The sequence below is a fragment of the Leisingera sp. ANG-M6 genome (genome assembly GCF_000813905.1).
Taxonomy (GTDB): domain Bacteria; phylum Pseudomonadota; class Alphaproteobacteria; order Rhodobacterales; family Rhodobacteraceae; genus Leisingera.
Genome location: NZ_JWLG01000003.1, coordinates 140,610 through 167,246 on the forward strand (window position 1 = coordinate 140,610; position 26,637 = coordinate 167,246).

A 26,637-nucleotide genomic window follows, 5' to 3' on the forward strand; every position below is an offset into this window, starting at 1 on the left:
TTAAGCAGTTTTCACAACTTAGCAAAAATTTTCAGGGCATTGCCAAAATCTTTCCAGCCGTTCACCACCTGTTAACCCCCTCAAGGTTAATTCTTGTCCTGCAAACAGGCGGAGCTGCGGATGACCGAAGAAACACTTTCTTCCACTCACCCCCCACTCCCACCCACCACGGAAGATAACCGGTATTCATGGCTTCGCCTTTTGCGCTCCAAACGGGTTGGCCCGGTGACCTTTCACCGGCTGCTCGCAGAATACGGTTCGGCGCAGAACGCGCTGGATGCGCTGCCCGAAGTGGCACGCTCCGCAGGCATCAAAGGGTATGAAACATGCCCTGCCAAGGCGGTGGACAAGGAACTCAAGACCGCAAAAGCCGCCAAAGCGCGGCTTTTGTGCTTTTCGGACCCCGAATATCCAGCTCTGCTCAAAGGCATCAAAGATGCCCCGCCCCTCTTGTGGGCCATCGGCGATCTGTCGGTGCTGGACCGCCCGATGATCTCCATGGTCGGCGCCCGCAATGCCTCCTCGCTGGGGGTACGGATGGCCCGGTCGCTGGCCCATTCCCTTGGTGAGGCCGGATATGCTGTGGTCTCCGGCATGGCCCGCGGCATTGACACGGCGGCGCATCAGGCTGCCCTGAAAACCGGCACCATCGCCGTGCTGGCAGGCGGGGCGGACGTGATCTACCCGGCGGAAAACGCCAAACTTGCGGCTGACATCACTGAGACCGGGCTGCGGCTGTCAGAGCAGCCCATGGGCCTCACACCGCAGGCCCGCGATTTCCCCAAACGCAACCGGATCATTGCCGCCATGTCCCGCGCCGTGGTGGTGGTGGAGGCTGCCGCCAAATCCGGCAGCCTGATCACCGCCCGCGACGCCCTCGACTATGGCCGCGAGGTTCTGGCGGTGCCCGGCCACCCGTTTGATGCGCGCAGTTCCGGCTGCAACCGGCTGATCCGCGACGGCGCCACCCTGGTCCGCGACGCAAGCGACGTGCTGGAGGCGCTGCCGCCGCAAGAGTTGCCTGCCGTGCCTGCATCCGCACCGCAAGACCTTCAACAGGCGCTTGCCGCCCTGCCGCCGCCCCCGCCGCAGCGGCGCAGCCTGGCAGAGACCCACGCCCTGCACCAGCAGATCCTCGGCCGGCTCGGCCCCTCCCCCACATCCGAGACGCAGCTGATCCGCGACCTGTCCCTGCCGTCGCAGGATCTGGCCCCCGCGTTGACGGACCTGGAACTGGACGGCGCGATCCGCCGCGAACCCGGCGGCCTGCTGTCCCGGGCCTACCCTGAAGACGACGATTAATCCCCTGTCTCTGAAACGGCGGCAAAGCGGCATCCGGAACCAGGCAAATCGCTCTGCAGCAGGTCCGCAAAGGCAGGAATTGCACCGCGTCCATTGCACCCGGATTGACATTCTCCCCTTGCGCCCCACATCCTGCCCCGCCATAGAACCCGGCAAACCGGTCCGAAGAGGTATCAGAATTTATGCCAGTAGTAGTTGTCGAATCCCCGGCCAAAGCAAAAACAATCAATAAATATCTTGGCCCCGACTATACGGTTCTGGCGTCTTACGGGCATGTGCGCGACCTGCCGCCCAAGGACGGATCGGTCGACACCGACAATGATTTCGGCATGACCTGGGAGGTCGCCAACGATTCCCGCAAGCATGTGAAGGCCATCGCCGACGCGCTGAAAGACGACAATGCGCTGATTCTCGCCACCGACCCCGACCGCGAGGGAGAGGCAATCAGCTGGCACCTGCAGGAGGCGCTGACCAAGCGGCGCTCGATCAAGAAGGACACCGCCGTCAGCCGGGTGACCTTCAACGCGATCACCAAGGAAGCGGTGACCGAGGCGATGCAGAACCCGCGCCAGGTCGACATGCCGCTGGTGGAGGCCTATCTGGCGCGCCGCGCGCTGGACTATCTGGTGGGCTTCAACCTGTCGCCGGTCTTGTGGCGCAAACTGCCGGGCGCGCGCTCGGCGGGCCGTGTGCAATCCGTCTGCCTGCGCCTGATCGTCGAGCGCGAGATGGAGATCGAGGCCTTCAACGCACAGGAATACTGGTCCGTGCGCGCCCAGCTGGCCACCCCCCGCGGCCAGGAGTTCGAGGCCCGCCTGACCGTCATGGGCGGCGACAAGCTCGATAAATACAGCCTCAAGAACTCCACCTCCGCTGAAATGGCGGTGCAGGCGGTGGCCTCGCGCAAGCTGTCGGTGCTGTCGGTCGAAGCCAAGCCCGCGGCCCGCAACCCCTCTGCCCCGTTCATGACCTCGACCCTGCAGCAGGAAGCCAGCCGCAAGTTCGGCATGGGCGCGCGCCAGACCATGAACGCGGCGCAGCGGCTGTATGAGGCCGGCCTCATCACCTATATGCGGACCGACGGCATCGACATGGCGCCGGAGGCCGTGCAGGAAGCCCGCGCCGAGATCGAAAAGCGCTATGGCGCAGAATACGTGCCGTCCTCGCCGCGGATCTACAAGAACAAGGCAAAGAACGCGCAGGAAGCGCACGAGTGTATCCGCCCCACCGACATGAGCCGCGATGCCGCCAGCCTGAAGGTTTCGGACGACGACCAGCGCAAGCTCTATGACCTGATCTGGAAACGGACCCTCTCGTGCCAGATGGAAGGCGCCCGTCTGGAGCGCACCACCGTCGATATCGGCTCCAGCGACCAGCAGGTGGTGCTGCGCGCCACCGGTCAGGTGGTGCTGTTTGACGGCTTCATGCGGGTTTATGAGGAAGGCCGCGACGATGTGGCGGATGAGGACGACAAGCGCCTGCCGCAGATCATGCAAGGAGAGGCGCTGAAATTCGCATCCTCCTTGGCAGCGCAGGCAGAGAAGGCAGGCAAGGACGCCTCTGTCCTCTCTGAGGACGGTGCCGTGCTGGCGCTGCAACACCACACCCAGCCGCCGCCGCGCTATACCGAGGCGACGCTGGTCAAGCGGATGGAAGAGCTGGGCATCGGCCGCCCCTCGACCTATGCCTCCGTGATCACCACGATTCAGGACCGCGAATACGTCCGCAAGGAAAAGAACCGCCTGTTCCCGGAGGACAAGGGCCGGATCGTTACCATCTTCCTGCTGAATTTCTTCCGCAAATACGTCGGTTACGAGTTCACCGCCAATCTGGAAGAAGAACTGGACGACGTGAGCGCGGGCGACGGCGACTATAAAGAGCTTCTGGGCAAGTTCTGGCGCGATTTCTCCGCTGCCATCTCAGAAACCTCCGAGTTGCGCATCACCGAGGTGCTGGATGTGCTGGATGATGCGCTGGCACCGCAGCTCTATCCGCCGCGTGAAGATGGCACCGACCCGCGCACCTGCCCGAAGTGCGGCGCAGGCCAGCTGCACCTCAAGACCTCGCGCACCGGCGGCTTTGTCGGTTGCGGCAATTACCCGGAATGCAACTACACCCGGCCGATCTCCGGTGAAGGTGCCGAGGGCTATGAGCGTATTCTGGGTGAAGACGACGGCGACGAGATCCACCTGAAATCCGGCCGTTTCGGGCCTTATGTCCAGCGCGGCGAGGCGACGCCCGAGAACAAGAAGCCGCCGCGCTCCTCGCTGCCCAAACAGGGCAAGGATTTCCTGCCCGGCTGGGGCCCGAATGAGATCACGCTGGAACAGGCGCTGACCCTGCTGACCCTGCCGCGCGAGATCGGCCAGCACCCGGACGGCGGTGCGATCCAGTCCAACCTGGGCCGCTTCGGGCCGTACATCGCGCACCAGCTGCCGGATGAGGAAAAGCCGGTTTACGTGAACCTCAAGGAAACGCTGGACGTCTTTGAGATCGGCATGAACCGGGCGGTGGAGATGCTGGCGGAGAAACGCGCCAACCCAGGCCGCCGCGGCAGCCGGGCCGCTGCGAAGCCGCTGAAGGAACTGGGTGAACACCCCGACAGCGGCGGCGCCATCAACATCATGGACGGGCGTTACGGGCCGTATGTCAAATGGGAGAAGGTGAACGCCACCCTGCCCAAGGACGTGGAACCCAAGGACGTCACCATGGAGATGGCAGTGCAGCTGATTGCCGAGAAATCGTCGAAGGGCGGCAAGAAGAAAGCAGCGGCGAAAAAGCCCGCCGCCAAGAAGAAACCTGCCGCCAAGAAAGCCTCGACCTAGGTCTCCGGTCCGATGGCGGCGCGCATCAGTGCCGCCATCGCCGCCTCATAAGGCGCGGACCCAGCACCTTCGGCAATGGCAAGCGCCGCCCTGTCGAAGGCCGCCGACATCACCGCTGCCAGCGCATCAAGCTCACCTTCTTTCAGGCCCGTGCCCGCAGACGCCAGCCCCGCGCGCAGCGCACTGCGCCCGCCGCCGGCATCAATTTCGTCCATCGCAGCGGCTCCCAGCACAGCGGGCCCGTCCACCAGCAGTATGCGGGCGCGGCCCGGCTTCGCCATTGCGGCAAAGAACGCCCGGCTGCCCGCCTCCAGCCCCTCCCCGCCCGGCACCTTGGCCGCGGCCTCGATTGCCTTGGTAACCGCTTGGGCCTCGGCCTCGGCAACAGCACGGAACAGCGCCTCCTTGCCATCGAAGTGATGGTAAAGCGCGCCGCGCGTGACCTCCGCGGCCTTGACGATTTCCGGCGTTGATGTCTCGGCGTAGCCCTTTTCCGAAAACAGTTTGCGGGCGGCAGCGATCAGCCGCTCCCGCATGGCGGCGCGGCGCGCGGTGTTCGGGACGGGAGCATTTCTCTCTTGCATACATGCAGCCTGTATGTTTATTTCCACATACATACAGATTGTATGTTTTTAAAATGAGGTGCAAGATGAAAGTCACTCAATACTACCCGGTGCTGCAGACCAGCGATGTCGCCGCCACCGCGGCGTTTTACCAAACCCATTTTGGATTCCAGCCGGCGTTTGAATCGGACTGGTACGTGCATCTTCAGTCGAGCACTGATCCTGCCGTGAACCTGGCCATCCTGGATGGCACGCACCCCACGGTCCCAGAGGCCGGGCGCGGCAACAGTGCCGGCGTCATCCTGAACTTCGAGGTGGAGGATGCCGCGGCCGAATACACCCGGCTGACCAGCGCAGGCCTGCCAGTGCTGAAGCCGCTCACCGACGAAGACTTCGGGCAGCGCCACTTCATCACGGCAGACCCGAACGGTGTGCTGATCGACGTGATCACCCCGATCCCGCCCAGCGCGGCGTTCGCGGCGCAATACGCCGAAGACGCCCTGCCTGTATGAGTTCCGGCCTTGACGGTCTGCCAGAACTGGCGGGCCGTCAAAGCGGCTCCGTAGAAATACGCAGCCGTCTCCGTATTCATTGACTCTGCACCGGCTGAGCGCCAGAACTCCCTGCAACCGGCATAATGGGAGATCTCCATGAAAAAGGTATATTCCAGCGCCGCTGAAGCGCTCGACGGGCTGCTTCACGACGGCATGTTCATCGCCGCGGGCGGCTTTGGCCTCTGCGGCATTCCCGAGCTGCTGCTGCAGGCGATCAAGGACGCGGGCACCAAGGACCTGACCTTTGCCTCCAACAACGCGGGCGTTGATGATTTCGGCATCGGCATCCTGCTGCAGACCCGGCAGGTGAAGAAGATGATCTCCTCCTACGTGGGGGAAAACGCCGAATTCATGCGCCAGTACCTGAGCGGCGAGCTGGAACTGGAGTTCAACCCGCAAGGCACCCTGGCCGAGCGCATGCGCGCCGGCGGCGCGGGCATCCCCGGCTTTTTCACCAAGACCGGCGTCGGCACCGTGATTGCCGAGGGCAAGATGGAAAAGCAGTTCCCCACCGGGCCGGACGGCGCGATGGAAGACTACATCATGGAGGAAGGCATCTTTGCCGACCTCGCCATCGTGAAGGCCTGGAAAGCGGATGAGACCGGCAACCTGGTGTTCCGCAAGACCGCCCGCAACTTCAACGCGCCGGCCGCGACCTGCGGCAAGGTCTGCGTGGTTGAGGTCGAGGAGATCGTGCCCACCGGCTCGCTGGACCCGGACTCGATCCACCTGCCCGGCATCTACGTGCACCGCATCATCAAGGGTGACCACGAAAAACGCATCGAACAGCGCACCGTCCGTCAGAAGAAGGAGCAAGCATAATGCCTTGGGACCGCAATCAGATGGCGGCACGCGCCGCGCAGGAGCTGCAGGACGGCTGGTATGTGAACCTCGGCATCGGCATTCCAACGCTGGTCTCCAACTACATCCCCGAGGGTGTGGAAGTGACCCTGCAGTCAGAGAACGGCATGCTGGGCATGGGCCCCTTCCCCTATGAAGGCGAAGAGGATGCCGACCTGATCAACGCCGGCAAGCAGACCATCACCGAGCTGCCGCAGACCGCCTATTTCGACTCAGCGCAGTCGTTTGCGATGATCCGCGGCGGCAAGATCGCAATGGCGATCCTGGGTGCGATGGAAGTGGCCGAGAACGGCGACCTGGCGAACTGGATGATCCCCGGCAAGCTGGTGAAGGGCATGGGCGGCGCCATGGACCTGGTGGCGGGCGTCGGCCGTGTGGTGGTGGTGATGGATCACGCCAACAAGCATGGTGACAGCAAGGTTCTGAAGGAATGCACCCTGCCGCTGACAGGCCGGGGCGTGGTGGACCGGATCATCACCAACTTGGGCGTTCTGGACGTTGTCGAGGGCGGGCTGAAGATCGTGGAATGCGCTGAGGGCGTCAGCGAAGACGAGCTGCGTGCAGCCACCGAAGCCACCATCGTGGACTGAGTTTCTATTTCTGAATTTGAAACGGCCCGCCTGTCTCAGGCGGGCCGTTTTCTGTTACGCCCTATACTCCGGCAGCCAGACCGGGCCGGTGGCGGGGGCGAAGGGTGTGCCAGACTGCCCCCTCAGGCGGGTTGACGATCTCGTACATGTAGACCCGCTTGTTGTACCAGTTGACGATCTTTTCCTGCCCGTCTTCGAACACCACAACGCAATAGCTGCCATCCGCCGGATCACAGCTGTCCTTGCCCAGCAAGGTTACAATGACGGGATCGGCCAGGTGCCGTTTGAACAGCACGGTGGCTTTGGTCATTTTACCCGAGGCATAAAGCCCGCCGGCAAAAAGTGCCGCCGCCAGAAGAATGAAACCGCCGCCCGAAAAGTTCCGGAACGGGTTGGACTTTGCGAGGCCGGGGCCAAAGGCCACAAAAATCATCCGGCCGAAGAAACCGACAAACGCAATGGTTCCGAACATGACAAATGTGCTGGTCACCTCTTGCGAGCCCGCGGCCACCGCCGACGGATCAATACCTAAATCCAATCTCTGTCTCCAATGACTTGTACGTCTGAAAATACCGGTCAGAAATCAGTCAACTGGGGCAGCAACAAGGCCAGCCGTCAGGGACACCGGCAATTTTCCGAAAAAACGCAGCGTCAGCCTGATCAAAGGCTTAGCGCACCTAGGGTCAGGACCGCGCAGCCATCGGACAGGACCAACGGCGGCGTCATGCGCGCCCCCCCCCCGGAAACGCAGCAGATTTGGCCGCCGGGGGCATTTTGCCCTTGGCGGTTTTTCCTTGCAGGTCCCTGTTTCTTTTCTTCGGTCCGTTCGGTTGTGCCTGAGGTCCCAATTAAGGGGGCGGCGCCGCCGGGGTGGAGGTGGACAGACCCCACAGGGGGCCTGCTCGGACAAGCTCGCTTGGACGACCCCCTTTTTATCAGGGCCGGTCTCCGGGTGTTGCCCATTCAGCCGCACAGATGCCTGGGCCTCGTATCATGGTCCCGCGCGCGGGATCCATGGCTGGGGGATCGCGATCATTTGGGAGTGTGGCATAGGGAAATGAGGATCGCGTGAAGGGGGCGTACGCTGGGTGCGCAACACCCTGCGGTGTGCCGTACCCACAGCTTGATGCAAAGGGCGGGCGCCTGCCCGCGGGGTGGCGCCGCAACGCTGGTGCAGGGCAAATTATCCCGGCAACGTCCGTACAAGCTATCAAAGGCGCGCAGCACTCTCGAAAGCGCCAGCCCGGTGGGGCGGCCTCTCGCGCATTGCAACGCAATGCGCTGCCGGCAGGCGCTCGCCCGGCGTCTGCGGCTTGATTCCGGGCGGGATTCGCCCGGCTCCCCTTCCCCGGCCACTGGCTGCTGGAACCAAGGGGCGCGCAGGGGGGTCAGTTCTGCATCCGGAACACGCATCCGTCCGACAGGAACAGCGGCGGCGTCATGCACAGGCCCCGCGCCACCTGGTAAGCGGCCAGGACCTTGGGCACGTAATCGCGCGTTTCGGCATAGGGCGGCACGCCCTGATGGCTGCGCACCGCGCCCTCGCCTGCGTTGTACCCTGCCAGAACCAGCATCGGGTCGCCGCCGAATTCCTTCATCAGCCAGTCCAGGTACCGGATGCCGCCGGAGATGTTCTGCTTGGCTTCCAGGGCATCGCTGACCCCGAACCGCGCGGCGGTGTCGGGCATCAGCTGCATCAGCCCCTGCGCACCTGCGGAACTGACAGCATCGGGCTTGCCCGCAGATTCGACGGCAATCACTGCCAGCACCAAGGCAGGTGACACCTCTGTGCCAATGCTTTCGGTCAGGATCTGCACGCCGCGCTCCTGCACAATGTCCTGCATCAGCTGCAGCCGCGGTGCCGTCAGTCCCTTGGCGCCGTTCAGGGCCTGCATCGCATCGTCCAAACGTCCCGGCCCCGCGCCCTCAATCCCCGACGCGACCTTGTCCCAGAACCAACCGTAACGTCCCGCGGGCGGCACAGCGGCCGGGTCCCCGGCAGCAGGCGCTGCAGCTGGGGCACTCTCTGCTTCGGGTTCCGGTTCGATCTGCACAGTTATACGCTTGCCGGTTCCCGGCGCCGGAGGTTTGACGCGCTTTGCCTCAAACTCGGGAAAGGGAGTCGCCGCCTCCTGCCCGGCCGCGGCCAGGGGCATGGCGCAGAGGGCCAGCGCCAAAACTGCGTTACGCACAAACATTGCTCGGCCTGCTTTTGGTTTTCGTTGGCCTAAGACTCGGAAAACCGGGCCGCAAAATCCAGCATTTCCGCACCAGAATCTGGCGTATTCGCCATATTTGCCCCCAACTGGCGCGGAATTACCACGGGACTCCCGCCAGTAACGATTTTTTAACGCCGCAAAAACAAGGCGTTAAGGCATTTCTTTTTGAAAAGTTAAATTTGGGCAGCAATTTCCGGCTTTCAGCCCAAATCCTGCCACGCTGCACTGGCTATATGTATTCATCCAAGCCGGACAGGAACCAAAGCTGGTGAGAGAGCAGGTTCCAGAGCGACGGCAAGGTGAAGCAAATTCAGAGATCCTTTGGAGGGACCATACCATGATCAAGTTCATCAAAAACTTCCGCAAAGACGAAGACGGCGCCGTGACTGTTGACTGGGTCGTTCTGACCGCAGCTGTCGCAGCCCTGGCCGGTGTTGCCTACACCTCCGTTGCAAGCGGCGTGGACAGCGTTGCAGACGCAACCGGCACCGCCCTGACCAACTCCGTGCCGACCACCTACAGCCTGGGCGACAACCCGACCTAAGGTCCGGCTAACGTCTAAGAGAGCTATGGAAGCCGCCTGCCCTCCAGCGGGCGGCTTTCCTCATGGTTTTTGCCGCGCGTAGCGGCTGCGGAGATCCTGCCGCAAAACATGATGACCGGAACCTAAGCAGAGTCTTTGTTCAGCACCCCGGCTGGGCATGCGACCGAAGGAGCGTCATGCGTACTGTATTCGGACTTATTCTCATCCTGGGTGTCGCTTTGGCCGGCGGCGCCGTGATGATGGCGAAAAAATATATCAGCTCATACCAGCAGGCTCTGGCACAGGAACGCGCAGCCCGGGTGGAAGCGGTTCCCACCGTCGACATCTTTGTTGCGACGGAAGAATTGAAATACGGCCACCGGCTGACCAAGGAAAACGTCCGTCAGGTCCGCTGGCCGCAGGAAAGCCTGCCCGAAGGGGTTTTCACCAGCCTGGAGGCGCTGTTCCCGCCGGGTGCAGACGAGACACCCCGTGTCATTCTGCGCACGATGGAGAAGAACGAGGCGATCATGGCCAGCAAGGTCACCCTGCCGGGTGAAGACGCTGGCATCACCTCGCGCCTGGAGCGCGGCATGCGTGCCTTTGCCATCCGGGTGGACGTGTCTTCCGGCGTGTCCGGCTTCCTGCGCCCCGGCGACAAGGTGGATATCTACTGGACCGGCCAGGTGCGTCAGGCCGGCGCCGCCGACGGTGAGTTCACCCGCCTCATTGAAACCAATGTCGAACTGATTGCTGTTGACCAAAAGGCAAACAGTGACATCAGCGGCGCCGTAATTGCCCGCACTGTGACGGTCGCGGCCAAGCCGGAACAGGTTGCCGCCCTTGCCCAGGCGCAGAGCACCGGAAAGCTGACCCTGGCCCTGGTTGGCGCGGGCGACGACACCGTTGCCTCAGTGATCGAAGTTGACCAGCGCAAGCTGCTAGGCCTTGGCGCGATTGAGGTGCAGCCGGAGGTGGAACGGGAAAAAGTCTGCACCGTCCGCACCCGCCGGGGCGCGGAAGTCGTGGAAATTCCGATCCCCTGCACCAACTAGAATTTCCATTCTTGCACAGACTGTTACCTTGTTCAGCCGCCCTTCTTTGCCGAAGGGCGGCTGACCTGTCTGTTGCCAAGGCCCCACATCAGCTGCCGCTTAGGAAAGGCCCCGAAGCCATTGATTCTTGCAATAATTCAGGAACTGAACCACAGTGCGGGAAACAGCGGGCAAAAAGACCCGGATTTTGAGGCGTGATCGGAAAGGCAGGTCACATGGCAATTCGACGGTTCGTGGCGGCGGCCCTGATGGGGCTTTCGCTTGTTGGCATACCGACTGCTGATGGGGCATCGGCGCAATCTCTTCGCGTGGTGAAAAAGGGCACGGCGGCGACGCTTGATGTGCCCATGAACCGCGCTGTGGTGGTGGAGAGCGAGACCCCTTTTGCAGAGCTCAGCATCGCCAATCCCAGTATTGCTGACATTTCCTCTCTCTCCGACCGCACCATTTACGTTTTGGGCAAGTCGCCGGGTCTGACCACGCTGACGCTGCTCGATGGGTCCGGCCGGCTGATCACAAACGTCGATGTCCGGGTTGCTGCAGATGTGACGGAGTTCAAGCAGCGGCTGCGGCAGATCCTGCCGAACGAGAAGATCGAAGTCCGCACCGCCAATGACGGCATCGTGCTCTCGGGCACCGTCTCCAGCTCCGCCCGCCTTCAGCGCGCTTTGGATCTGGCAGAGCGCTACGCGCCGGAACGGGTCAGCAACCTGATGTCGGTCGGCGGTGTGCAGCAGGTGATGCTCAAGGTCCGCTTTGCCGAAATGCAGCGCTCGGTCTCCAAATCGCTCAGCGCCTCGCTCGGCTTCAATGGCGGCACCGGCAACGGCCGCACCGGCGGCGTCAACACTCTGAACACCTCCGGGGCGCTGGCCAACTCGCTGGCGGGCAACATCCCTGCCGCCAACGAAAACACAGGCGCCTTCCTGTTCGGCTTCAACGCAGGCTCCGTACAGGTCAGCCTGCTGCTCGAGGCGCTGGAGCGCAAGGGCGTGGTCCGCACCCTGGCTGAGCCCAACCTGTCTGCCCTGTCTGGGCAGGAAGCGAAGTTCCTAGCTGGCGGCGAATACCCGGTTCCGGTGGCGCAGGAAAACGACGTTATCACCATTGAATTCAAACCTTTCGGCATTGAGCTGAACTTCATTCCGCGGGTGGTTGACGGTGATCTGATCAACCTGGAACTAAACGCCGCTGTGTCCGCGATCGACCCGACCAACTCGCTGGAACTGAACGGCCTGTCGATCGACGCCTTCTCGCGCCGCGAGACCTCGACCACGGTGGAGATGCGCGACGGCGAAAGCTTTGCCATTGCCGGCCTGATCCGGGACGAGTTCCTCGACAACTCCTCGCAGCTGCCCTGGCTGGGCGATGTTCCGGTGCTGGGCGCACTGTTCCGCAGCGCCGACTACCAGCGCGAGCAGACCGAGCTGGTCATCATCGTCAGCGCGCATCTGGTGACCCCGACCCGTGGCGAGGCGCTGACGCTGCCGACCGACCGGGTTGCGCCGCCCAGCGAAAAGGACCTGTTCCTGTTCGGGCGCACCGCCCGCACCAAAAACGGCCCCGCTGCGGAAGTGGCCAAGCAGGACTTCAACGGCTCTTACGGCTACGTGCTGGACTGATAAGGAGTGGCACATATGATCAGAACCGCTGCAATCCTCGGCCTTTTCCTGACCGCAGCCGCCTGTGAACGCGAAGCGGGGCAGGAACTGAACCGCAGGGCGACCTTCGGCGAATCCACCCTCAACAACTCGGCCGTGATGAGCGGCGAGCGCAGCTATGCGATCCAGCTGGCCAACCGGTTTGCCAAGGAAGTTCCGAACACCATCAACTTCGACTTCGACAGCACCCGTCTGGACCAGGCCGCACGTGCAGTGCTGGACCGCCAGGCGCATTGGATCAAGCAGTTCCCGGAAGTGCGTTTCCGGGTCTTTGGCCACACTGACGCGGTGGGCAGCAACGCCTACAACAAGTCCCTCGGCCTGCGCCGGGCGCGTGCTGCGGTGAACTATCTGGTTTCGCGCGGCATCAGCCGCAACCGCCTGGAGGCCGTTGTTTCCTTTGGCGAAACCCAGCCGCTGATCCCCACGCCGGAGCGCGAACGCCGCAACCGCCGCACTGTAACCGAGGTGAGCGGCTTCCTGAAACGGCACCCGCAGGTTCTGGACGGCAAGTACGCTCAGATCATCTACCGCGAGTATCTGGAAAGCGCGGTGCCGGAATCGACCCTGTCCTCGCAGCAGTCGCTGTCACGGTCGCTGCAGTAAGCCTTCAGGCGCCCTACAGCGGTTACGAAGTAGTAACAATTCCCCATATTTGGGGATTTTTGGCCCCAATATCGCCTAGATTGCCGCCGACATTGTTTCCAAGAGGCGGACTGTGCCCAAAGCCCGGTCCGCCCAAGTGAACAAGGATGATGGCGATGAGCAGCGGTATGCCGCAAACAGAAACACCTGCGATTGTTGCCTGCACAGTCAGCCGTGACGTGCAGAATTTCGACCTCCTGATTGAAGACATGGAAACCGCACTGGGTGAAGCCTGGGGAGACCTTGGTTTTTCCGAGGCGCTGGCTTTTTTCAGCCAGGCGGAGGCGGAACCGCTGCAATTCATCGCCCTGGCCATCGACAGCGCCGACGAAGGCGACCTGCCGCTGATGGGCGAGATCATCACCCAGGCCAAGTCCCGCGGGATCAAAGTGATTCTGATTGCCGAGGATGTGACACCGGCTGCACTGCATACACTGCTGCGCCAGGGGGCCGACGAATTTGTCCCCTACCCCCTGCCCGAGCAGGAGCTGCAGGCCGCCATCGACCGGCTGCAGGCCCCGCCGCCGCCGACGGTGCAGAACCCGCACCAGCTGCAAACCGGCAGCCAGCGCGAAGGCGCGGTGATCGTCTGCCACGGGCTGGCCGGCGGCACCGGGTCAACCACCATGGCCGTCAACCTGGCCTGGGAGCTTGCCGCGCTCAGCGAACGCGAGGAGCCCAGCGTCTGCCTGCTGGACCTGGATCTGCAGGCCGGTTCCGTCTCGACCTACCTGGATCTGCCCCGCCGCGAGGTGGTGATGGAAATGCTGAGCGAATCCGAAAGCATGGACGAGGATCTGTTCGGCCAGGCGCTGCTGCCGTTCCAGGAAAAACTGCAGGTTCTGACCGCGCCGTCCGAAATGGTGCCGCTGGACCTGCTGTCGCCCGAGGACATCACCCGCGTCATCGGGCTGGCACGCAGCCACTTTGATTTTGTCGTTATCGACATGCCGCACACATTGGTGCAGTGGTCCGAAACGGTGCTGAACATGGCCCATATCTATTTCGCGCTGATTGAGCTGGACATGCGCTCTGCCCAGAACGCGCTGCGGCTGAAACGGGCGCTGCAGGCCGAAGACCTGCCCTTCGAAAAACTGCGCTTTGCCCTGAACCGGGCGCCGAAGTTTACCGATCTGACCGGCAAGAGCCGGGTCAAGCGGATGGCGGAGTCGCTGGGCATCTCGATCGACCTGCAGCTGCCTGATGGCGGCAAGCAGATCCTGCAGAGCTGCGATCACGGGCTGCCGCTGGCCGTCTCTGCCGCAAAGAACCCGTTGCGCAAGGAAATCGCCAAGCTCGCAGCCTCGCTGCATGAGCTGGGCCGCAATGAAGCAGAAGCCGCCTGAACGGCTTGAATTGGGGGTGAGTTGATGTTTTCCAAGTACAAGAAACAGGCCGCGAAACCTGCAGCACCGGCGCCGGAGCCAGCGGCAGCGCCCGCGGCCTCGGCCAAACCGGCCGCCAGCCTGCGGCGTCCCGTGCAGCGCAAGGCTGCTGAAGCGCAGCCGATGGACAAGGAGCGCAAGCGCAAGGAGCGGCTGAGCGAGATCAAGATCCAGCTGCACCGTGATCTGCTGGAGAACCTGAACCTGTCCGCACTGGAACGCGCAGGCGAAGCGGAGCTGCGCACCGAAATCTCCACCATTGCAACTGAGATCCTGGCCGAAAAAAGCATCGTGCTGAACCGCGAGGACCGGCAGCAGCTGAACAAGGAGCTTTATGACGAGGTCACCGGACTTGGCCCGCTGGAAGCCCTGCTGCAGGACGAAACGGTCAGCGATATCCTGGTGAACGGCCCGCATCAGATCTTTGTCGAGCGCAGCGGCAAGCTGGAACTGAGCGACATCGCCTTCAAGGATGAAAAGCACCTGATGCGGATCATCGACAAGATCGTCTCTGCCGTGGGACGCCGTGTCGACGAATCCAATCCTTATGTGGACGCCCGCCTCGCTGACGGCTCCCGCTTCAACGCGATGGTGCCGCCGATTGCGGTGGACGGCTCTCTGGTGTCGATCCGGAAGTTCAAAAAAGACAAGCTGGGCATTGATGATCTGGTGAATTTCGGTGCCTTCACTGAGGAAATGGCAGCCTATCTCCAAGCCGCGGTTTCGACCCGCCTGAACGTCATTGTTTCTGGCGGTACCGGTTCCGGTAAAACCACCACGCTGAACGCGCTGTCGTCCTTTATCGACAACGCCGAGCGCATCCTGACAATTGAGGATACCGCGGAACTTCAGCTGCAGCAGACCCATGTGGGCCGGATGGAAAGCCGCCCGCCCAACGTCGAGGGCAAGGGTGAGGTTTCCCCCCGCGACTGTCTGAAAAACGCGCTGCGGATGCGCCCCGACCGCATCATCGTCGGCGAGACCCGCGGCGAGGAAGTGATCGACATGCTGCAGGCCATGAACACCGGCCACGACGGTTCGATGACCACAATCCACGCCAACTCTGCCCGCGACGGCATCTCGCGTCTGGAAAACATGATCGCCATGGCCGGCATCGAAATGCCGATCAAAGCCGTGCGCAGCCAGATCGCCTCAGCTGTGAACCTGATCGTGCAGGCCTCGCGCCTGCAGGACGGCTCGCGCCGGATGACTTCGATCACCGAAGTCACTGGCATGGAGGGCGACGTGATCTCGATGCAGGAAATCTTCCGGTTCCAGCGCGTCGGCCTGACGCCGGACAACAAGATCATCGGCCATTTCACCGCCACCGGCGTGCGCAGCCACTATTCCGAGCGCTTCCGTCTTTGGGGCTATGACCTGCCGCCGTCGATCTATGAACCCACAGTGATGGAGCAGCGCTGATGGAGCTGAGTTCAGAACCGCTTATCTATGGCGCGATCTTCTTTGGCGTCCTGGCGCTGGTGGAAGGCCTGTATCTGTTTGTCTTCGGCAAGTCGATCAGCCTCAACAGCAAGGTGAACCGCCGGCTGGAGATGATGGAAAAGGGCGGCAACCGCGAGCAGGTGCTGGAGCAGCTGCGCAAGGAGCTGGGCCAGCACGCCAGATCGCAGTCGATCCCGCTTTACTCGCTGCTGTCGGAACGGGCGCAGAAGGCGGCCATCGCCTTCTCCCCCAAACAGCTGATCCTGATTATGGCAGGTCTGGCAGGCATCGCCTTTGTCGGCCTCGGCATCGGCACCAGCGCGCCGCTGCCGGTGCGCGTTCTGGGCTCTGTCATCATCGGTGTCGGGGCGGTGTTCTTTTGGGTCAACAAGAAGGCCGCCAAGCGCATGGCACTGATCGAAGAGCAGCTTCCCGACGCGGTGGAGCTGATGGTGCGCTCCCTGCGGGTCGGCCACCCGTTTACCTCTGCTGTGCAGATCGTCGCCAATGAGGTCGAGGATCCGCTGGCCACCGAGTTCGGCATCATCTCCGATGAATGCGCCTATGGCCGCGACGTTGGCGAGGCGCTCAAGGAAATGGCGGAGCGGCTCGATATGCAGGACATGCGCTTCCTCGCGGTTGCGGTGACGATCCAGCAGCAGTCGGGCGGCAACCTGGCCGAGGTCCTGGCGGGCCTGGCCAAGGTGATCCGTGCCCGTTTCCGCCTGTTCCGCCGCGTGAAGGCAATCACCGCCGAGGCGCAATGGTCCGGCAAGTTCCTGTCCGGCTTCCCGCTGCTGTGTCTGATCGGGATCCTGGTCAAGGACCCGGGCTACTATGACGAGGTGATCGACCATCCCTGGTTCATTCCCGCCTGTTTTGCAGTGGGCGTGATGCTGACCGCCAACCTGATTGTCATGCGCGTGCTGACAAACATCAAAGTGTAAGGAGCGGATCGTGGATTTTGTAACCGGTATTGACGGCTTCCTCACATCGCAGTTCGGCGAGTTCGGACCGCTCCTGGCGCTTGGCATTGCGGGCATGTTCATGATCCTGCTCGCTATTCCCTTACTGCTGAACCAGCCGGAAGACCCGCTGAAGAAGCTGCAGAAGAATATCAAACCCGAAACCCGGCAGAGCACGCAAAAAGAGCGCCTGAGGCAGACCAGCCGCAACGAGCAGCTGCAGAAGTTCGCCAACTTCCTGGAGCCGCAGAACGCGGATGAGCTTTCCGCGATGGAGCTGAAACTGCGCCAGGCGGGCTATCACTCCAAGGACTCGGTGCGCCTGTTCCATTTCGCGCAGTTTGCGCTCGGCCTGCTGGGGCTGATCGGCGGGCTGTTCTTTGTCTATGTGATCAAGGCGGACATCGACTACGACAGCCAGCAGATGGCGCTGCGCATCATCGCGCCTGGCGGGGCGGGCTATATGCTGCCAAAATACTGGATCACCCGCCGCATCGGCGAACGCCAGCAAAAGATCACCGAGGGCTTCCCCGATGCGCTCGATATGATGCTGGTCTGTGTCGAGGCCGGCCAGTCGCTGGACCAGGCCATTGTGCGGGTGTCTCAGGAACTGCACGCGTCCTTCCCGGAACTGGCTTCGGAATTCGAAGTCGTCGCGTACGAACTGAAGGCGGGCAAGGAAAAGGACAAGGTGCTGCGCGACATGGGCACCCGCTGCGGGGTGCAGGATGTGTCCTCCTTCGTGACGGTGATGATCCAATCCGCCAGCTTCGGCACCTCAATCGCCGATGCCTTGCGGGTTTATGCCGGGGAAATGCGCGACAAGCGCGTGATGCGCGCCGAAGAGGCCGCAAACAAGTTGCCCGTGAAGATGACACTTGCCACAATGGGGCTGACAGTCCCGCCGCTGCTGATCATTCTTGTTGGTCCGTCGGTGCAGGGCATCATGAACATGGGCAATATGGGACCCCAGTAATGAAAACGGCACTACGGGCAGCTTCTGCCCGTCTGCTCAAGGTTACAGCTGCCGCCAGCGCCCTCGCGCTGGCGGCAGCGTGTTCGACCAGCGGGCTGAAACAGGACAAGGGCAGCCCCTGGGCACCCGGGGATGATCACCGTCAGGAGGCCGCAGACGGGCTGGTAGTCGGCCACCGGCTGATGGCAGCGGGCGAACACGAGCTGGCCCTGGAGGCCTTCACCCGCGCCGCCCTGGATCACGGGCTGACGGCGGAGGTGCTCTCGGGCATGGGCAGCGCCAAACTGGGCCTCAGGCGGCTCGGCCAGGCCGAAGACCTGCTGCGCCAGGCCGTGGACGCGGATCCCGCCTGGCCGGAGCCGATGAACAACCTTGGCGTGGCGCTGATGGAGCGCGGAAAGACCGCCGAGGCGGTGCAGGTCTTCCAGCGCGCCTATGCCCTCGACAATGGCGAAAGTGACGCAATCCGCGATAATTTACGCCTGGCCCTCGCAAAACTTGAAAATCCCGCGCATAGTGAGCCTCAAAAAGAAGACTATAAATTGGTGCGGCAGGGCAGCGGCAGCTACCTGATTCGCGAAGCACCATAACAGAGGCAGAGCAGTAAAAAGGACGCACAAAATGCGCCAGCAGATTTTCCTATCCGCTTCTCTGGCAGGGGCGCTGGTCCTGTCGGCCTGCGCGGACAAAGCCGATGAAACCGTCGAACGCGCGTTTCAGGAAGTGAACGTCATCGACGAAAGCAACCTCAACGATGTCATGCTGTCGGTGGCCGACCCGAACGAAGCGGTGACCCACTTCCAGCGCACGCTCAAGACCAGCCCGGACCGGATCGATCTGCAGCGCGGCCTGGCGCATTCGCTGATCCGCGCCAAACGCACCACCGAAGGCACCGCCGCCTGGAAGAAAGTGGTGACAATGAAAGGCGCCACCAGCGAGGATCACGTGCAGCTGGCCGGCGCGCTGGTACGCAGCGGCGAATGGGATGCGGCCAAGGCAGAGCTGGACCAGGTGCCGCCAACCCATGAAACCTATGAACGCTACCGGCTGGAGGCCGTTGTGGCCGACGCCAATAAGGACTGGAAGCGCGCCGACAGCTTCTATGAAATCGCCGTCGGGCTGACCACCACACCGGCCAAGGTGATGAACAACTGGGGCTATTCCAAGCTGACCCGCGGCGACTTTGCCGGTGCGGAGCGCCTGTTCGGCGAGGCCATCCGCCAGGACCAGGGCCTGTTTACTGCCAAGAACAATCTGGTGCTGGCCCGCGGCGCGCAGCGCAATTACACCCTGCCGGTAATCCCGCTGGAGCAATCCGAACGCGCTCTGCTGCTGCATACGCTGGCCCTGTCCGCTGTCAAACAGGGCGATGTCAAGGTTGGCGAAAACCTGCTGCGCGAGGCGATTGATACCCACCCGCAGCATTTCGAAGAAGCCGCGCGCTCTCTGGCAGCGCTGGAAAACGGCTGAGCCATGCAGTTCCCGGCCCACGCAGCCCTGTGGTTCCTGCCTTTCGTGCTGCCGATCTGCTATACGGTGGCGCTGACCGATCTGCGCGGCATGCGCATCCCCAACTGGGCGGTTGACCTGCTGGCGGTGATCTATGTCGTCATTGGCGCGCTGGTGATGCCCAGCTGGGCGGACTATGGCTGGCACCTGCTGCACCTGCCGGTGGGCATTGCGCTCGGCTTCCTGTTCTATGCCGCAGGGGCCGTTGGTGCAGGGGACGCCAAGTTTGCCGGTGCCGCCGCGCCCTTTTTTGCGCTTGGCGACCTGCGGATGCTGATGGTTGTCTTTGCCGCCACCCTGCTGGCCGGCTTCACCGCCCACCGGATTGCCAAGCACACGCGCCTGCGCCAGCTGGCGCCGCAATGGCAGAGCTGGGACACCGGAAAGAGCTTTCCGATGGGCCTCTGCCTGGGCGCCACCCTTGCCCTCTACCTCGGCCTCGCCGCGCAATTCGGCAGCTGATACTGGCAGGCACCGCCCGGCCTGCGGTTTCGGGCGGTCCATAAAACTGCGGTGGATTTCACGCCCCTTTCGCGGAAATGCTGCAGCTCTGCCCCGCTGTTGCCACAGTCCTGAATAGTCTGTTTCCAGGAGCGCCCCGCCGGCCGGGGCCGGATATGGATATCAGGGACAGGCACCGCCATGAACATGCAAAACCTCACCGTTGTGGCCCCTCCCGCCCCCAAGGGGCTGGAACAGATGCAGCTGCCGCTGGTGATGATGCGGGATATCCTGCTCAAGACCATCTTCCGCAAGAACGTGGAGAACGTGACTGAGATCGCCGAGGCGATCTGCCTGCCCTCCTCTGTCACCCAGGAGCTGGTGGATATGGCCCGCGAGCAGAAGCTGCTGGAGGCCACCGGCACGCTCAACGCCAACAGCGGCAACGAGATGGGCTACCAGCTGACTGACGCGGGCAAGGCGCGGGCGCTGGATGCGCTCAGCCAGTCCGAATACTTCGGTGCCATGCCGGTGCCGCTGGCGGTCTACCGCGAACAGGTGAAGCGCCAGTCGATCCGCAATATCCAGGTGACCCGCGACCAGCTGACCAATGCGATGGGGCATCTGGTGCTGCCGGACAGCCTGCTGGATCACCTTGGCCCCGCCGTCAGCGCCGGCCGCTCGATCCTGATGTACGGCCCGCCGGGCAACGGTAAGTCCTCGATCTCCAACGGCATCCGCGATGCGCTGGGGGATCATGTCTATGTGCCGCGCGCCATCGAATACGCGGGCCAGGTGATCACCGTCTATGACCCGATCGTGCACACCGCGGTCGAGCAGGAGCCGGAAGACCCCAACGCCCTGCGCCGCCGCCGCCGTTTTGACGAGCGTTACGTGATGTGCGAGCGCCCCACCGTGATCACCGGCGGCGAACTGTCGCTGGACATGCTGGATCTGGTCTACAACCCGACCGCGCGCACCTACCAGGCGCCGCTGCAGCTGAAATCCACCGGCGGTATCTTCATCGTCGACGACCTTGGCCGCCAGGCGGAACCGCCGCAGTCGCTGGTCAACCGCTGGATCGTGCCGCTGGAAGAAAGCAAGGACATCCTGGCACTGCAATCGGGTGAAAAATTCGAGGTGCCCTTTGACACGCTGGTGATCTTCTCCACCAACTTCCACCCGAATGAGATCTTTGACCAGGCGGCGCTGCGCCGGATATTCTTCAAGATCAAGATCGACGGGCCGAACCAGGAGAACTTCCTCAAGATCTTTGCCATGGTGGCCCGCAAGAAGGGCATGCCGCTGGACGAGGCGGCGCTGGTGCATCTGCTGAAGAAGAAATACCCGACGATCAACAACATCTATGCCAACTACCAGCCGGTGTTCCTGATCGACCAGATGATTTCCATCTGCGAATTTGAGGGCATCCCCTACCAGATGTCGCCGGAGCTGATCGACCGAGCCTGGGCCAACATGTTCGTCAAGGACGAACACATCGTGAAGTGATGAAAAAGGGCGGGGTCATCCCGCCCTTCCGTTTTCTGCGGTCAGAACTTGCCGTTGTCGTGCGCCATCTCCGCCGGGATTGGGCTGACGGTGTCCCAATGCTCTACGATCTTGCCGTCCTCGACCCGGAACAAGTCGAAGAAGGCCATCGGTGTTTCGCCCAGGCTGCCCTCTGAGGCGGTGAAGACAAAGTTCCCCTCTGCCACCACAATCGGCGTGCTGGTATAGGCCAGAGCCTGGCCGGTTTCCGCCAGATGCTGAATCATTCCGCCAAGCGCCTCCAGACCGTCGCCGATGTTCGGGTTGTGCTGCAGGTAGGTCTCTGTTGAAACGTAACTGGTGATCTTCTCCGGCGCCTTGCCGTGCAGAACATCAGTGACAAAGCCCTGTACCAGCGCCTTGTTCTCTGCCGTCTTGTCCAGGTCGGTGATCTCCGTCGTGCCGTCAGTCAATGTGCGGCCTGAGGCGTTCGGCGCGGCGGGCGGCTGCAGGTTGTCCCAATGCTCGGCCACCTTACCGTCTTCGACCCGGAACACGTCAAAGGCCACCAGCGTCTCTCCGCCAAAGGCCTGGGCATTGCCGAAAGTGCTGTGCAGCACCACCATGTCGCCCTCGGCAATCACCCGGTGGACCTCCATCGTGACGCCGCTTTCCTTCAGCGCCGGAATGAACCCGATAATGGGCGCGGCCCCGGTCGGCACCATCGGGTTGTGCTGGATATAGCCCGGCGCCAGCAGTTGCTCTGCCGCCTCCGGGTCGAACGAGGTGAAAATCGCCGCTACGGCATTCAGAACGAGTTCTTTGGCACTCATCGGATGTCCTTTCGAATCGCATTGTCGTGACAGCCCAATGTGGTATCCTTTCCGCACCAGATATCAATTACGCACTATTTAGGAACCAGGTATGCTTCCAGTAACCGCCCTCTCCAAGGACCAAGCCGAGAACTGCCCGATCCGGCAGGTGCTGTCGCAGGTAACCGGCAAATGGCAGATGCTGATCGTGCTGGTGCTGGAGGACGGCGCGCTGCGGTTCGGCGCGCTGCGGCGCACCATCGGCGATGTGACCCAGCGGGTATTGACCGAGAACCTGCGCAAGCTGGAGCGTGACGGCTATGTCACCCGCAGCGTTGATCCCGGCCCGCCGGTGGCAGTGTCTTATGCGCTGACGCCCTTGGGGCAGGAGCTTCTGGAACACATGAAGTCCCTGACCATCTGGGCCGCCGGGCGGCATCAGCAGGTTCTGCAGGCGCGGACCGTTTATGACAGCAAATGACGTTGCAATGAGGTTCAAAGCCTCCCAGATTTCACAGGATGAGTGACACCGCCCCTGCCCTGCCTGAAGCGATTGAAAACTGGTTCTCCGCCCGCGGCTGGACCATCCACCCGCATCAGCACACCATGCTGCAGCGGGCCGCGGCCTCCTGCACCCTGCTGATCGCCCCCACCGGCGGCGGCAAAACCATGGCAGGCTTCCTGCCAACGCTGGCGGAACTGGCCGACGGAACCCACGACGGGCTGCACACGCTTTATATCTCGCCGCTCAAGGCACTGGCCGCCGATATCAAGCGCAACCTGCGCACGCCGGTTGAGGAAATCGGCCTGCCCATCCGCATTGATGACCGCACCGGCGACACGCCCGCCTCCCGCAAGAGGCGCCAGCGGGCCGACCCGCCGCATATCCTGCTGACCACGCCGGAGAGCCTGGCGCTGCTCACCTCCTACGAGGACGCTGCCCGCACATTCAAAGGGCTGAAACGGGTGGTGGTGGACGAGATCCACGCGCTGGCCGAAAGCAAGCGCGGCGACCAGCTGATGCTGGCGCTGGCGCGGCTGCAGACGCTGTGCCCGAACCTGCGGCGGGTGGGTCTGTCGGCCACGGTGGACGACCCGCAAGCGATCGCCAGCTACCTCGCCCGCCACCCGGGCCCCTGCGATATTGTGCTGGCCGACCCCGGCCCGGCGCCGGACATCCGGATGCTGGAAACGGAGGAGGCCCCGCCCTGGGCCGGCGGCGGCGCGGCTTATGCGATCCCGGCGGTGATGGAACAGATCAAGGCGCACAAGACCACGCTGATCTTCCACAACACCCGTGCCCAGGCCGAGATTTTCTTTCACAACCTCTGGCTTGCCAACGACGACGCCCTGCCGATCGGAATCCACCACGGCTCGCTTGACCGGGTCCAGCGCGAGCGGGTGGAGGCGGCGATGGTCCGGGGAGAGCTGCGCGCCATCGTCTGCACCGGCTCGCTGGACCTCGGCATCGACTGGGGCGACGTGGATCTGGTGATCCAGATCGGCGCGCCCAAGAACGTGAAACGGCTGGTGCAGCGCATCGGCCGCGCCAACCACCGCTACAATGCCCCGTCCAAGGCGCTGCTGGTGCCGGCCAACCGGTTCGAGGTGGTCGAATGCCGCGCCGCGCTGGAAGCGGTGCGCGAAAATGATCTGGATGGTGACCCGCGCGGGCCCGGCCCCCGTGACGTGCTGTGCCAGCACATCCTGATTTCCGCTTGTTCAGGCCCGTTCAATGCAGATGACCTTTATGCCGAGATGACCCAAGCCGGGGCCTATGCCGGTCTGACCCGCGCCGCATTCGATGCCTGCCTCACCTTCTGCGCCACCGGCGGCTACGCGCTGAAGGCCTATGACCAGTGGCAGCGGCTGCTGCAGCGCCCGGACGGCAAGTGGCAGCTGCGCGACCCGCGCGCGGCACAGCGCATCCGCATGAACCTGGGCACCATACAGGACGCTGACCTGATCAAGGTCCGCCTGAAACGCAGCCGCGGCGGCAAACCTTTGGGCGAGGTGGAGGAAGCCTTTGCCGCCACCCTCACCCCCGGCGACACCTTCCTGATCGGCGGCCAGACCGTGCGCTACGAGGGCCTGCGCGAAATGACCGTGGAGGTCACCCGCAACCCCGGCAAGAAACCCAAGATCGCGGTGTTCTCCGGCACCAAATTCGCCACCTCCACCCAGCTCAGCGCCCGCATCCTGGCGATGTTCAAACAGGACAGCTGGCCCGCCCTGCCCCGCCACACGGCGGAGTGGCTGGACCTGCAGCGGGAGGTCTCCGAACTGCCGCGCGCCGGGCGGCTGCTGATCGAAAGCTTCCCGCACGACAGCCGCGAACACATCTGCGTCTACGGCTTTGCCGGGCGCAATGCCCAGCAGACTCTTGGTCTCTTGCTGACCAAGCGGATGGAGGAACTGGGGCTTGATCCGCTGGGTTTTGTATCGACCGATTACGCCACCCTGATCTGGGGCCTGCAAGAAGTCACCGACCCCGCGCCGCTGTTTGACCCGGATGCGCTTCGCGACGGGCTGGAGGGCTGGCTGGCCGGCAATGCGGTGATGAAACGCTCCTTCCGCGGCGCCGCCACCATCGCGGGCCTCATCGAACGCAACACGCCGGGCGCGCGCAAGAACGGGCGGCAGGCGACGTTCTCCTCTGACATCCTCTATGACACGCTGCGCAAGTACGACCCGGATCACCTGCTGATGGACATCACCCGAGAGGAGGCCTTGCGCGGGCTGGTGGACTTTGGCCGCATCGAGGAGATGCTGGAGCGGACCCGCGGCCGCATCACGCTGCGGCGGCTGGAGCGGATCTCTCCCCTAGCTGCGCCTTTGCTGCTGGAGGTTGGAAAGGTCCCGGTCAAGGGCGCGGCGGAGGAGAAACTGCTGCAGCAGGAAGCCGCGGCACTGATGCGGCAGTCCGGGCTGGACAAGCTGCAGTGATACCTTCTTGGGTTCAGGAACCCGTTAGGCGCTCAGGTAGACGACCGCAGCAACAGCCGCCATGACGACGGCCGCCCCCCACCCTAAACCCAATAGCCCCAAGCGCATCTGAATCGGTTTCAGAGGATCTGACTTGTCTCTTAGAACGGCATGTAGCAAGTGAAATCCGGTCCGTTTCCAAATCACCCCTTCCTCGCGCAGAGGCGCGTAGACCGGGTTTTGCAATTCGCGGCGGTACAGCAAAAACGAGACAACGAAAATCAGAATGACAGCGACTCCAGCCATGTTTTCCCACTGTCTCCATCAGCGACATCTTAACCTGCCCTGCTTGCATAGACTGCGCCACCCGTTAAAGGCAACTGCATGACCGGATATGATTTCATCCTCGCAGGCGCCCGCCTCACCGCCCTTGGCTCCGGCGCGCTTTGGTGGGCCACGCAGCGCCTGATCTGTGTCTCCGACCTGCATTTGGGCAAATCCGAGCGCCACATCCGGCGCGGCGGCAGCGCCCTGCCGCCTTATGAGACGCGGGACACGCTCATCCGTCTCGCCAAACTGGTGTCTGCCCTGCGGCCGGACACGGTGGTCTGCCTCGGCGACAGTTTCGACGATGACGCCGCCTCGCGGGCTTTGCCGGATGCGGAGCAATCGCAGCTGGCCGCCCTGACGAAAGGCCGCCGCTGGATCTGGATCACCGGCAACCACGACCCGGCCCCTGCGGATCTGGGCGGCGAGCAGATGGCAGAGCTGCATCTTGCCTCCCTCACCTTCCGCCACATCGCCGATCCTGCGGCCAAGGCCGAAGTCTCCGGCCACTACCACCCCAAGGCGCGGGTGCGCAGCACCTCCCGCCCCTGCTTCCTGCTGGACCAGTCACGCCTCATCCTGCCCGCCTTCGGCACCTATACGGGCGGGTTGCGCAGCTCCGATCCCGCGCTCACCTCCCTGATGAAAAGGGACGCGCTGGCGATCCTCACCGGCCCGCAGGCGCTGCCGGTTCCCATGCCCCGCTAAGTGGCGCAGCGTCACAGGCCCTTTGCTATCCGGCCTCTTCTATGCTTGGCGCAACCAGCAGAAGGAAAGAAGTGATGGACGACCGCATCCGCAGCAGTTTCGCCAAGCAAAGCATGATGCAGACACTGGGCGCGGAGGTCGCCAGCGTTTCGCCGGGCGAAGTGGTGATCACCGCCCCGATCCTGCCCGGCAGCCGCCAGCAGCACGATGTGGCCCATGCGGCGCTCAGCTTTGCCATCGGCGACACCGCCGCGGGCTATGCGGCGCTGACAATGATGTCTGAGGGCAGCGAAGTGATGACGGCGGAGATGAAGATCAACCTGCTGGCCCCGGGCGCAGGGGACTATCTGCGTGCCACCGGCAAGGTCATCAAACCGGGCCGCCGCCTGGTGATCGTCACGGCAGAAGTTCACGCGGTGACAGGCGAAGAGGAAAAGCTGGTCGCGCTCCTGCAAGGCACCATGGTGCCCGTCTCCGCTTAAACGCCCCTCATTTCATCTTTCCAAAAAAACTCCCGCCGGAGGCGATCCGGCGGGAGTGTCATTTTCAGCCGTTGCTGTTCTGCGAACGTCTTACGCCGTCAGGCCTTCGGGCTCTGCGAGGTTGTTGGCGCGGCAGCAGGCGGTGACGGTGTTGGCCAGCAGGCAGGCGATGGTCATCGGGCCGACGCCGCCCGGCACCGGGGTGATGGCGCCGGCGCGCTCGGCGGCGGAGGCGAAGTCGACGTCGCCCACCAGCACGTTCTTGCCGTCGCGCTCGATCCGGTTGATGCCCACGTCGATGACGGTGGCGCCTTCCTTGATCCAGTCGCCCGGAACCATTTCCGGGCGGCCCACGGCAGCAACCACGATGTCGGCGCG

Annotated in this window: 26 protein-coding genes and 1 pseudogene; 21 read left to right on the forward strand and 6 right to left on the reverse strand. The window is 63.1% G+C overall.

Annotated features, from left to right (window positions below; translation table 11 throughout):
• The first annotated feature begins 120 nt into the window (after positions 1-120).
• Entirely contained in the window at positions 121-1,302 is a 1,182-nt protein-coding gene (dprA, locus tag RA24_RS02050) for a DNA-processing protein DprA (RefSeq protein WP_039189479.1), read from the forward strand.
• A gap of 182 nt (positions 1,303-1,484) precedes the next feature.
• Positions 1,485-4,127, forward strand: a complete 2,643-nt coding sequence (gene topA, locus RA24_RS02055) for a type I DNA topoisomerase (protein WP_039189441.1) — start codon at positions 1,485-1,487, stop codon at positions 4,125-4,127.
• Here the strand turns inward: topA and RA24_RS02060 are convergent.
• Positions 4,124-4,711: a TetR/AcrR family transcriptional regulator gene (locus tag RA24_RS02060; protein WP_039189443.1), complete on the reverse strand. Its 588-nt coding sequence runs from the start codon at positions 4,709-4,711 to the stop codon at positions 4,124-4,126. The genes topA and RA24_RS02060 overlap by 4 nt on opposite strands.
• 65 nt (positions 4,712-4,776) lie before the next feature.
• On the opposite strand from RA24_RS02060, the gene RA24_RS02065 reads away from it, so the two are divergent.
• The 3 genes from RA24_RS02065 (at position 4,777) to RA24_RS02075 (ending at position 6,695) form a co-directional block, all read left to right on the forward strand.
• On the forward strand, positions 4,777-5,202 hold the full coding sequence (locus tag RA24_RS02065; protein ID WP_039189444.1) for a VOC family protein: 426 nt from the start codon (positions 4,777-4,779) through the stop codon (positions 5,200-5,202).
• Between the two features lie 138 nt (positions 5,203-5,340).
• A complete protein-coding gene (locus tag RA24_RS02070; protein ID WP_019298342.1) occupies positions 5,341-6,066 on the forward strand; it encodes a CoA transferase subunit A in 726 nt (241 codons plus the stop codon).
• On the forward strand, positions 6,066-6,695 hold the full coding sequence (locus tag RA24_RS02075) for a CoA transferase subunit B (protein WP_019298341.1): 630 nt from the start codon (positions 6,066-6,068) through the stop codon (positions 6,693-6,695). The genes RA24_RS02070 and RA24_RS02075 overlap by 1 nt, the downstream gene beginning before the upstream one ends.
• Before the next feature lie 61 nt (positions 6,696-6,756).
• On the opposite strand, the gene RA24_RS02080 is transcribed toward RA24_RS02075, so the two are convergent.
• Positions 6,757-7,233, reverse strand: a complete 477-nt coding sequence (locus RA24_RS02080) for a hypothetical protein (protein ID WP_019298340.1) — start codon at positions 7,231-7,233, stop codon at positions 6,757-6,759.
• 850 nt (positions 7,234-8,083) lie between these two features.
• Positions 8,084-8,893 (reverse strand): lytic transglycosylase domain-containing protein, encoded by an 810-nt coding sequence (locus RA24_RS02085; protein ID WP_152612793.1) that lies wholly within the window; start codon positions 8,891-8,893, stop codon positions 8,084-8,086.
• A gap of 358 nt (positions 8,894-9,251) precedes the next feature.
• On the opposite strand from RA24_RS02085, the gene RA24_RS02090 reads away from it, so the two are divergent.
• The 12 genes from RA24_RS02090 to RA24_RS02145 all read left to right on the forward strand — a co-directional run bounded on the left by RA24_RS02090 (position 9,252) and on the right by RA24_RS02145 (position 21,026).
• Positions 9,252-9,458, forward strand: coding sequence for a hypothetical protein (locus RA24_RS02090; protein ID WP_019298338.1), 207 nt, complete (start codon positions 9,252-9,254; stop codon positions 9,456-9,458).
• Positions 9,459-9,634: 176 nt separating this feature from the next.
• Positions 9,635-10,492 carry a Flp pilus assembly protein CpaB gene (cpaB, locus tag RA24_RS02095; RefSeq protein ID WP_019298337.1) on the forward strand — a complete coding sequence of 286 codons (858 nt, stop codon included), beginning with the start codon at positions 9,635-9,637 and terminating at the stop codon, positions 10,490-10,492.
• A gap of 215 nt (positions 10,493-10,707) precedes the next feature.
• Positions 10,708-12,114 carry a type II and III secretion system protein family protein gene (locus RA24_RS02100; RefSeq protein ID WP_029205052.1) on the forward strand — a complete coding sequence of 469 codons (1,407 nt, stop codon included), beginning with the start codon at positions 10,708-10,710 and terminating at the stop codon, positions 12,112-12,114.
• Positions 12,115-12,129: 15 nt separating this feature from the next.
• Positions 12,130-12,759, forward strand: coding sequence for an OmpA family protein (locus RA24_RS02105; protein ID WP_019298335.1), 630 nt, complete (start codon positions 12,130-12,132; stop codon positions 12,757-12,759).
• A 155-nt stretch (positions 12,760-12,914) separates the two neighbouring features.
• Positions 12,915-14,144, forward strand: a complete 1,230-nt coding sequence (locus RA24_RS02110) for an AAA family ATPase (protein ID WP_029205051.1) — start codon at positions 12,915-12,917, stop codon at positions 14,142-14,144.
• 24 nt (positions 14,145-14,168) lie between these two features.
• A complete protein-coding gene (locus RA24_RS02115) occupies positions 14,169-15,605 on the forward strand; it encodes a CpaF family protein (protein WP_039150124.1) in 1,437 nt (478 codons plus the stop codon).
• On the forward strand, positions 15,605-16,573 hold the full coding sequence (locus RA24_RS02120; RefSeq protein WP_019298332.1) for a type II secretion system F family protein: 969 nt from the start codon (positions 15,605-15,607) through the stop codon (positions 16,571-16,573). Before RA24_RS02115 ends, RA24_RS02120 begins: the two co-directional genes overlap by 1 nt.
• A gap of 10 nt (positions 16,574-16,583) precedes the next feature.
• Positions 16,584-17,567, forward strand: a complete 984-nt coding sequence (locus tag RA24_RS02125; protein ID WP_019298331.1) for a type II secretion system F family protein — start codon at positions 16,584-16,586, stop codon at positions 17,565-17,567.
• Positions 17,567-18,157 (forward strand): tetratricopeptide repeat protein, encoded by a 591-nt coding sequence (locus RA24_RS02130; RefSeq protein WP_039150130.1) that lies wholly within the window; start codon positions 17,567-17,569, stop codon positions 18,155-18,157. The genes RA24_RS02125 and RA24_RS02130 overlap by 1 nt, the downstream gene beginning before the upstream one ends.
• A 31-nt stretch (positions 18,158-18,188) precedes the next feature.
• On the forward strand, positions 18,189-19,037 hold the full coding sequence (locus RA24_RS02135) for a tetratricopeptide repeat protein (protein WP_019298329.1): 849 nt from the start codon (positions 18,189-18,191) through the stop codon (positions 19,035-19,037).
• Positions 19,038-19,040: 3 nt separating this feature from the next.
• Positions 19,041-19,538, forward strand: coding sequence for a prepilin peptidase (locus tag RA24_RS02140; RefSeq protein ID WP_019298328.1), 498 nt, complete (start codon positions 19,041-19,043; stop codon positions 19,536-19,538).
• 180 nt (positions 19,539-19,718) lie between these two features.
• Positions 19,719-21,026 (forward strand): ATPase, encoded by a 1,308-nt coding sequence (locus RA24_RS02145; protein ID WP_039189446.1) that lies wholly within the window; start codon positions 19,719-19,721, stop codon positions 21,024-21,026.
• Between the two features lie 41 nt (positions 21,027-21,067).
• On the opposite strand, the gene RA24_RS02150 is transcribed toward RA24_RS02145, so the two are convergent.
• Positions 21,068-21,838, reverse strand: coding sequence for a nuclear transport factor 2 family protein (locus RA24_RS02150; RefSeq protein WP_039189449.1), 771 nt, complete (start codon positions 21,836-21,838; stop codon positions 21,068-21,070).
• A 91-nt stretch (positions 21,839-21,929) separates the two neighbouring features.
• Between RA24_RS02150 and RA24_RS02155 the strand changes: the two genes are divergently transcribed.
• Both RA24_RS02155 and RA24_RS02160 read left to right on the forward strand, forming a co-directional pair.
• Positions 21,930-22,298 carry a winged helix-turn-helix transcriptional regulator gene (locus RA24_RS02155; RefSeq protein WP_039189451.1) on the forward strand — a complete coding sequence of 123 codons (369 nt, stop codon included), beginning with the start codon at positions 21,930-21,932 and terminating at the stop codon, positions 22,296-22,298.
• 38 nt (positions 22,299-22,336) lie between these two features.
• Positions 22,337-24,763 (forward strand): ligase-associated DNA damage response DEXH box helicase, encoded by a 2,427-nt coding sequence (locus RA24_RS02160; RefSeq protein WP_039189453.1) that lies wholly within the window; start codon positions 22,337-22,339, stop codon positions 24,761-24,763.
• Positions 24,764-24,787: 24 nt separating this feature from the next.
• Here the strand turns inward: RA24_RS02160 and RA24_RS02165 are convergent, their stop codons facing one another.
• The gene (locus tag RA24_RS02165) at positions 24,788-25,048 is read right to left on the reverse strand and encodes a hypothetical protein (protein WP_039150145.1); all 261 of its coding nucleotides are present in this window, start codon (positions 25,046-25,048) and stop codon (positions 24,788-24,790) included.
• Positions 25,049-25,126: 78 nt separating this feature from the next.
• Between RA24_RS02165 and pdeM the strand changes: the two genes are divergently transcribed.
• A complete protein-coding gene (gene pdeM / locus RA24_RS02170) occupies positions 25,127-25,777 on the forward strand; it encodes a ligase-associated DNA damage response endonuclease PdeM (protein WP_039189456.1) in 651 nt (216 codons plus the stop codon).
• A gap of 74 nt (positions 25,778-25,851) precedes the next feature.
• Positions 25,852-26,259, forward strand: a complete 408-nt coding sequence (locus RA24_RS02175) for a PaaI family thioesterase (RefSeq protein WP_082020306.1) — start codon at positions 25,852-25,854, stop codon at positions 26,257-26,259.
• Positions 26,260-26,349: 90 nt separating this feature from the next.
• Here the strand turns inward: RA24_RS02175 and RA24_RS02180 are convergent.
• A pseudogene (locus tag RA24_RS02180) lies at positions 26,350-26,637 on the reverse strand (bifunctional methylenetetrahydrofolate dehydrogenase/methenyltetrahydrofolate cyclohydrolase); the annotation flags it as partial.